This is a genomic window from Streptomyces katrae, from assembly GCF_000966975.1.
GTDB classification, from domain to species: Bacteria; Actinomycetota; Actinomycetes; order Streptomycetales; family Streptomycetaceae; genus Streptomyces; species Streptomyces katrae.
The window spans coordinates 1-6,612 of the sequence record NZ_JZWV01000164.1; the positions used below are offsets into that span (position 1 = coordinate 1).

A 6,612-nucleotide genomic window follows, 5' to 3' on the forward strand; every position below is an offset into this window, starting at 1 on the left:
CCAGGGCGCGGGCGATGGCCACGCGCTGGCGCTGGCCGCCGGACAGCTGCCGGGGCAGGGCGTCGGCGTCCCGGGTGCCCAGGCCCACCTGGTCGAGCAGCTCGCGGACCCGCTTGGTGTGGTCGCGACCGGGGAAGTGCAGGGCCAGGGGTTCGCGCAGGGCCGCCTCGACGCTGGTACGGGGGTCCAGGGAGAGGTAGGGGTCCTGGAAGACCATCTGCACCTCCCGGGCCCGGGCCAGCCGTCCGGCCCGGCCGCGTCCGCCGCCCGGCGCGGTACGGGAGCGGCCCGCGACCAGGACCTCACCGGCGTCGGCGCGCTCCAGGCCGACGACGATCCGGGCCGTGGTGGTCTTGCCGGAGCCGGACTCCCCCACGATCCCCAGCGAGCCGCCCGCAGGGAGGACGAAGGACACGTCGTCCACGGCGCGCACGGCTCCGTAGGAGCGGCTCAGCCCCTTGACCTCCAGTACGTTCCCCGTGTCCCGCACGGCATCCACCTCATCGGGCATCGACGGCGCTCCCTTCGAGCCGGTCACTGTGGTGGCAGGCGGCCCGGTGCTCCGGCCGGCCCGGGGCGGCGGCCGGCCGCGGGGCCTCCCGGTCGCAGACCTCCGTGGCGAGCGGGCAGCGGGCGGCGAAGGCGCAGCCGGGCAGTTCCACCCGCAGGTCCGGCGGCATGCCGGCGATGGCGGCGAGCCGGCCCCGGGGGCCGTCCATGCGCGGGGTGGAGGCGAGGAGGGCGGCCGTGTAGGGGTGGCGGGGGCGGGCGAAGAGTTCCTCGGCTGGGCCGGTCTCGGCGATCCGTCCGGCGTACATGACGTAGACCCGGTCGCTGATGGCGGCGGCGAGGTCGAGGTCGTGGGTGACGAACAGCAGGCCGGTGCCGAAGCGTTCGCGCAGGGCGGCCAGGAGGGCGATGACCTCGGCCTGGCTGGTGACGTCGAGGGCCGTGGTGGGCTCGTCGGCCAGCAGCAGCACCGGGTCCCCCATGAGCGCGGCCGCGATGACGACCCGCTGGAGCATGCCGCCGGAGACCTGGCCGGGGTACTTGCGCAGGACGGACGCGTCCAGGCCGACGGCCCGCAGGAGTTCACCGGCCCGCGCGGTGGCCTCGTTGCGGCCCATGGTGCCGGTGAGGGTGACGCCCTCGGTGAGGAAGTCGCCGATCCGGCGCAGCGGGTTGACGGCGGCGCGCGGGTCCTGGAAGACCATGGCGGCGGCGGTGGAACGTACGGCGCGCAGGGCGGCGGGGTCCAGGGTGAGGACGTCCCGGCCCGCGACCCGGACCACGCCCTCGACGACCGCGCCGGGCGGGAGCAGCCGCAGGGCGCTGCGGGAGGTGAGGGATTTGCCGGAGCCGGACTCGCCGACGAGGGCGACGGTCTCGCCCGCGCCGACGGTGAGGTCGACCCCGTCGAGGACGGGCCGGGCGGTGCCGGGCAGGGTGATCCGCAGCCCCCGGACGTCGAGGGCGGGGCCGGCCGTGGCGGCGGGGGCGTTCGGTGTCGGGGGGTTCGGTGTCGGGGTGTTCGGTGTTCTCATCGGTCTCTCCTGGCGACGCGGTCCGCCCAGCGCTCGCCCACCACGTTGAAGGCGACCACGGTCAGCACGACGACGGCGCAGGGCAGGATCGCGGACAGCGGGTAGCCGTGCTGGATGGCGGTCTGGCCGTCGAAGACCATGCGGCCCCAGTCGGGGGTGAGGGCGGGGACGCCGAGTCCGAGGAAGGACAGCCCGGCGAGGTCCATGAGGGCGTAGCCGAAGTTGATGGCGGACTGGGCGAGGACGACGGGGGCGATGTTGGGCAGGACGTGGCGCCGGCAGATCTGGAGGGCGGAGTGTCCCTGGACGCGGTGGGCGCTGACGTACGGCCGGGCCCGTTCGGCCAGGACCAGGGAGCGGGTGAGGCGGCTGACGTAGGGGGTGTAGGCCACGGCGAGGGCGAGGACCGGGGCGAGCAGCCCCTCGCCGTGGACCGAGACGACCAGGATGGCGAGCAGCATGCCGGGGAAGGCGAAGACCAGTTCGGTGCTGCGGGAGAGTACGGAGTCCAGCCGGCCGCCACGCCAGGCCGCCGCCGTGCCGATGGCGATGCCGGCGACGGTGGAGAACGCGACGACGCCGAGCGGTCCGAGCAGGGAGGTCCGGGCGCCGAGCAGCAGCCGGGAGAGGGTGTCGCGGCCGGCGGCGTCCACGCCGAGCGGGTGTGCGGCGGAGGGTGCGGCGAGGGCGTCTGCGAGGTCGACGGTGTTGGGGTCGTGGGGTATGAGCCAGGGCGCGAGCAGGGCGGCGAGGGTGACCAGGGCGACGAACGCCAGACAGGCCAGGTGGAGCGGGGAGCCTGCCGCGCGGATCCGGGCGAGGCCGGGTCTGCGGATCGGTACGGCGGTCACGCGGCGGCCCTCCTGGATCCGAGGGTGACCCGGGGGTCGACGAGGGGCAGGGCCAGGTCCACGAGCAGGTTCACGGTCATGAAGAGGGCGACGATGATCAGCGAGATGGCCTGGACGGTCGGGAAGTCCTTTGTGGTGGTGGACAGTTCGAGGAGCTGTCCGATGCCGCCGACGCTGAAGGCGGTCTCCACGAGGATGGTGCACACCAGCAGGGTGGAGACGATCAGGCCGCCGGTGGTCAGGACGGTGCCCAGCGAGTTGCGGAAGACATGGCGCCGGACGACCTGGCGTTCGGGGACGCCTCGGCTGCGGGCGACGGTGACGTGCTCGCTGTCGAGGGCTTCGAGCATGGCGGAGCGGGTGACCCGGGCGAGCATGCCGATCAGGTACAGCGCGAGGGCGACCGAGGGCAGGACGAGGTGCCGCACCAGGTCCCCGAACCCGCCTTCGCCCGTGCCGCTGCTGGGGAACCAGCCGAGGTCGACGGCGAACACGCCCTGGAGGAGGACCGCGGCGACGAAGGACGGGGTGCCGACGGCGAAGGTGGTGGTGACGAGGATCGCGGAGTCGGTGGCCCCGCCGCGGACGGCGGCGATCCGGCCGAGGAGCAGGCCGACGGCGACGACCACGACGAGGGACATCGCGATCAGGACCAGGGTGGTGGGCAGCCGGTCGGCGAGCAGCCGGGACACGTCGGTGCGGTAGGTGATGGACCGGCCGAAGTCCCCGTGCAGCACGTCGCCCAGCCAGCGCAGGTAGCGGACGAGGAAGGGGTCGTCCAGGTGGTACTGGGCGTTGATCGCCGCGAGGGCCTCCGGGGAGGCGGAGCGGCCGGCGAGCAGGAAGCTCGCCGGGTTCCCGGGCGCCAGGTACAGGGCCCCGAAGACGACGAACGAGGCGACGAGCAGGGTGGCGGCCATCTCCGCCACCCGTCGTAGGGCGAACCTGAGGAAGCTCACTGCGCGGCCCCCACGTCGGCCGCCCACGGGTAGTACATGTACGAGATGGTGGTGGGGGCGCCGGTGATCCGCTTGTTCATGAACAGGGCGGTGGGCCATTCGGCGACGGGGATCCACAGCAGTTGTTCGGACGCCTGGTGCTGGAGCCTGGCCGTGATGTCCATGCGCTCCTCCGCCGGGTAGACGGCGGTGGCCTGGTCGACGAGGCGGTCGTACTCGGGGTCGCTGTAGCCGCCGAAGTTGAGGTAGGCGCCGGTCTTGAAGTTGACCAGCAGGTCGAGCGGGTCGGTGATCGAGTCGTAGTAGGTGAGCGGGAACATGTCGATGCCCTCGCGCGCCTGGGGGTCGGTGAACAGGGCGGTGAAGGCGTTCGGGGCGATCGTCCTCAGCCGGATGTCCAGGCCGATCTGCGTGCCGGCCGCCTGGACGGCGGTGGCGAGGAGGGAGACGTCCTGGCCGATGGAACTGGTGGCGACGGTGAGGGTCTTGCCGGTGGCGCCCGCCTCCTTGACCAGGGCCTTGGCCTTCTCGATGTCCTGGCCGGTGGGCGGCAGGCCGTCGAAGGCGGTCTTCAGGGTGTGCTCGGGGGCGGCGGCCCAGGCGGCGTGGGTGGTGAGGGAGTTGGTGGCGGTGCCCGCGCCGCCGAGTCCGGCCTTGACGAAGCCGGTGCGGTCCAGTGCCAGGGACAGGGCCCGGCGGACGCGGACGTCCCCGAGGGGGCCCTTGATGTTGGTGATGTTGACGTTGACCGTGCTGAGGCCCTCGCCGAAGTACAGCTTGCCGGCCCCGCTGTCGCGCAGCCGGGCGTAGCTCTCGGTGGGGATCAGGTAGCCGCCGTCGGCCTCCCCGCTGAGCAGGGCGTTGGTGCGGGCGGAGGGGTCGGTCAGGATGCGGAAGACCGCCTTCTTCGACTTGGCCCTGGTACCGCGGTAGCCGTCGAAGCGGTCCAGCTCGATCGACTGCCCCTTGTTCCAGGTTCCGAGCTTGAACGGGCCGGTGCAGCCGAGGTCTCCGGTGGTGCCGTAGTCCTTGCCGGCGGCCTCGATGGTGGCCTTGGAGGCCACGACCCCGGCGGCGGTGGCCATGTACTGGGGGAACTGCGAGTCGGGTTTCTTGAGTTTGACGGTGACCTGGAGCGGGCCGGTCTTGGTGATCGAGGCGACGTTCTGGAAGTTCTGGGCCCAGGCGGCGGCGTTCTGGGGGTCCATCTGCCGGGCGAGGCTGAAGACGGCGTCGTCGGCGGTCATCTCCCGGCCGTCGTGGAAGCGGACGCCGGGGCGCAGGTCGTAGACCCAGGTGGTGGGGTCGGGGTTGGTCGCCTGCCGGGCGAGGCCGGGCTCGGTGGTGAGGGAGGGGGTCCAGCGCATCAGGCTCTCGCACACGTTGGAGAGCACGGTGTTCTGCGGGTAGTCGAAGGCCGCCGTGTAGTCGAGGGTGGGCGGTTCGGCGTAGACGGCCCAGGTGAAGGAGTCGATCTCGCCGCGGGCCTCTGGGGTGGAGGGGGACAGCTTGACGTCGGTGACTCCGCCGGCCGCCTTGTCCTTCGGCGGGCCGGAGCAGGCGGAGAGGAGGGCGAAGGAGGTCAGGACGGCGGTGACGGCGGCCGTCGTGCGCAGGTGCGGGCGGGGGCGGTGGCGTCTGCTCGTGCGGGGTGGGGAGGTGGTCATCGTCGCGCTCTCTGTCCGTGCGGGTTGGGGGGAGGAGCGGGCGGACCGCCGGGGCGTGCGGTCCGCCTGGTGCGGCGGGGCCGGGCCGTGTCCTTCGGATCAGCCGGCGGCGGGCAGAGCGGGGATCTGCTGGGTGATGCAGTGGACACCGCCGCCGCCGAAGGCGATGGCGAGCGCCCGTACTCCGACGACCTTGCGGCCGGGGTGGGCGGAGGCGATGACGGCGAGGGCGTCCTCGTCCTGGGGCACCCCGGCGACGGGGACCACGACGCCGCCGTTGGCGATGTAGTAGTTCATGTACGACACCTCGATCTCGCCGTCGGCGAGGTCGGTGAAGGCCGTCTGCGGGACCTCGATGACCTCCAGGCGGCGTCCCCTGGCATCGGTGACGGCCTCCAGGACGGCGCGGTTGGCGCGCATCCGGGCGTAGTCGGGGTGGCCGGGGTCGGAGGGCAGGGAGACGACGACCGTGCCGGGTGCGGCGAAGGCGCACACCCCGTCGACGTGGCCGTCCGTCTCGGTGTCGTGCAGACCGCCGTAGGGCAGCCAGATGACCTTGGTGATCCCGAGGCGGGCCTTGAGCTCCTCCTCGATCTCCTCACGGGTCATGCCGGGGTTGCGGTTGGGGTGCAGGAGGCACTGCTCGGTGGTGATGAGCGTGCCCTCGCCGTCGACGGTGACGGCCCCGCCCTCCAGGATCATGCCGGAGGCGATGCGGTCGACCCCGAGGTGCTCCAGCAGCAGGGCGCTGATCCGGTCGTCGGCGTCGAAGGGGTGGTGCTTGCCGCCCCAGGCGTTGAAGCGGAAGTCCACCCCGGCGCGCCGGCCGTCCCCGTCGAGGACGAACAGCGGGGCGGAGTCGCGGAACCAGGAGTCGTCGAGCGGCAGCTCGATGACGGTGACCCCCTCCCCGCAGTGGCTGCGGGCGTCTTCGGCGAACCCGGGCGGGGCGACCATGGTGACGGGCTCGAAGGCGGAGATGGCGCGGGCGACGTCGGCGTACTCCTCCTTGGCGTCGGCCAGGACGCTGCCCCACAGGTCCTCGCGGGTGGGCCAGGCCATCAGACAGCCCTCGTGCGCGGACCACTCGGCGGGCATACGGTATTCGGCCATCAGGTGTCTCATTTCTCCGGTCGGCGGAGTCTTCCACCGAACTGAAATTTCAGTCAAGAGCGAAGTCGTGCTGAAGCTCGGGCGCCGGCCGGCCTCAGAGGAAGTAGAGGCGGTTGAGGGAGACCCGGTCCGCCGGCTCGGAGCGCAGGGGCTGCCCGTCGAGGCTCACGAGGCCGCTGCGGGGGTCCACGTCGACCTCTCCGAGGCGGGCGTTGCCGATCATGCTCCCCGGGCCGATCCCCCGGGTGCCGCGGACGGCCACCCGGCGGCGGCGGGTGCCCAGCGCGTCGTAGGGGGCGCCGAAGGATCCGGACTCGGCGGCGGCGCGGCTGACGAAGGCGACGGAGAGATCTGCGGGCGCGGCTCCGTGGGCGCCGAAGAGCGGGCCCAGGACCAGGGGTTCGCAGCAGTCCGTGGCGGCGTTCGGGTCGCCCGTGACCCCGTACGCCGGGAAGCCGGACTTGAGCACCATCTGCGG

General features: G+C 72.9%; 6 protein-coding genes and 1 pseudogene. All 7 read right to left on the reverse strand.

All coding sequences use genetic code 11. From position 1 onward, the window contains the following. On the reverse strand, nucleotides 1–511 hold a 511-nt coding region (locus VR44_RS08125; RefSeq protein WP_045946715.1), incomplete at its 3' end, for an ATP-binding cassette domain-containing protein. Further along, on the reverse strand, nucleotides 501–1,544 hold the full coding sequence (locus tag VR44_RS08130; protein ID WP_045946716.1) for an ABC transporter ATP-binding protein: 1,044 nt from the start codon (nucleotides 1,542–1,544) through the stop codon (nucleotides 501–503). The genes VR44_RS08130 and VR44_RS08125, both read right to left, overlap by 11 nt. After that, the gene (locus VR44_RS08135) at nucleotides 1,541–2,395 is read right to left on the reverse strand and encodes an ABC transporter permease (RefSeq protein ID WP_045946717.1); all 855 of its coding nucleotides are present in this window, start codon (nucleotides 2,393–2,395) and stop codon (nucleotides 1,541–1,543) included. The genes VR44_RS08130 and VR44_RS08135 overlap by 4 nt, the downstream gene beginning before the upstream one ends. Beyond that, a complete protein-coding gene (locus tag VR44_RS08140) occupies nucleotides 2,392–3,354 on the reverse strand; it encodes an ABC transporter permease (protein ID WP_094191497.1) in 963 nt (320 codons plus the stop codon). Before VR44_RS08140 ends, VR44_RS08135 begins: the two co-directional genes overlap by 4 nt. Next, a complete protein-coding gene (locus tag VR44_RS08145) occupies nucleotides 3,351–5,021 on the reverse strand; it encodes an ABC transporter substrate-binding protein (protein ID WP_045946718.1) in 1,671 nt (556 codons plus the stop codon). The genes VR44_RS08140 and VR44_RS08145 overlap by 4 nt, the downstream gene beginning before the upstream one ends. Before the next feature lie 99 nt (nucleotides 5,022–5,120). Further along, nucleotides 5,121–6,134: an agmatine deiminase family protein gene (locus VR44_RS08150; protein WP_045946719.1), complete on the reverse strand. Its 1,014-nt coding sequence runs from the start codon at nucleotides 6,132–6,134 to the stop codon at nucleotides 5,121–5,123. A 94-nt stretch (nucleotides 6,135–6,228) separates the two neighbouring features. Further along, a pseudogene (locus VR44_RS08155) lies at nucleotides 6,229–6,612 on the reverse strand (urease subunit alpha); the annotation flags it as partial.

Coding starts and splice junctions, on each gene's coding strand:
- VR44_RS08130 (WP_045946716.1), bottom strand. CDS start 1,544: ATGAGAACACCGAACACCCCGACACCGAACCCCCCGACACCGAACGCC.
- VR44_RS08145 (WP_045946718.1), bottom strand. CDS start 5,021: ATGACCACCTCCCCACCCCGCACGAGCAGACGCCACCGCCCCCGCCCG.
- VR44_RS08150 (WP_045946719.1), bottom strand. CDS start 6,134: ATGGCCGAATACCGTATGCCCGCCGAGTGGTCCGCGCACGAGGGCTGT.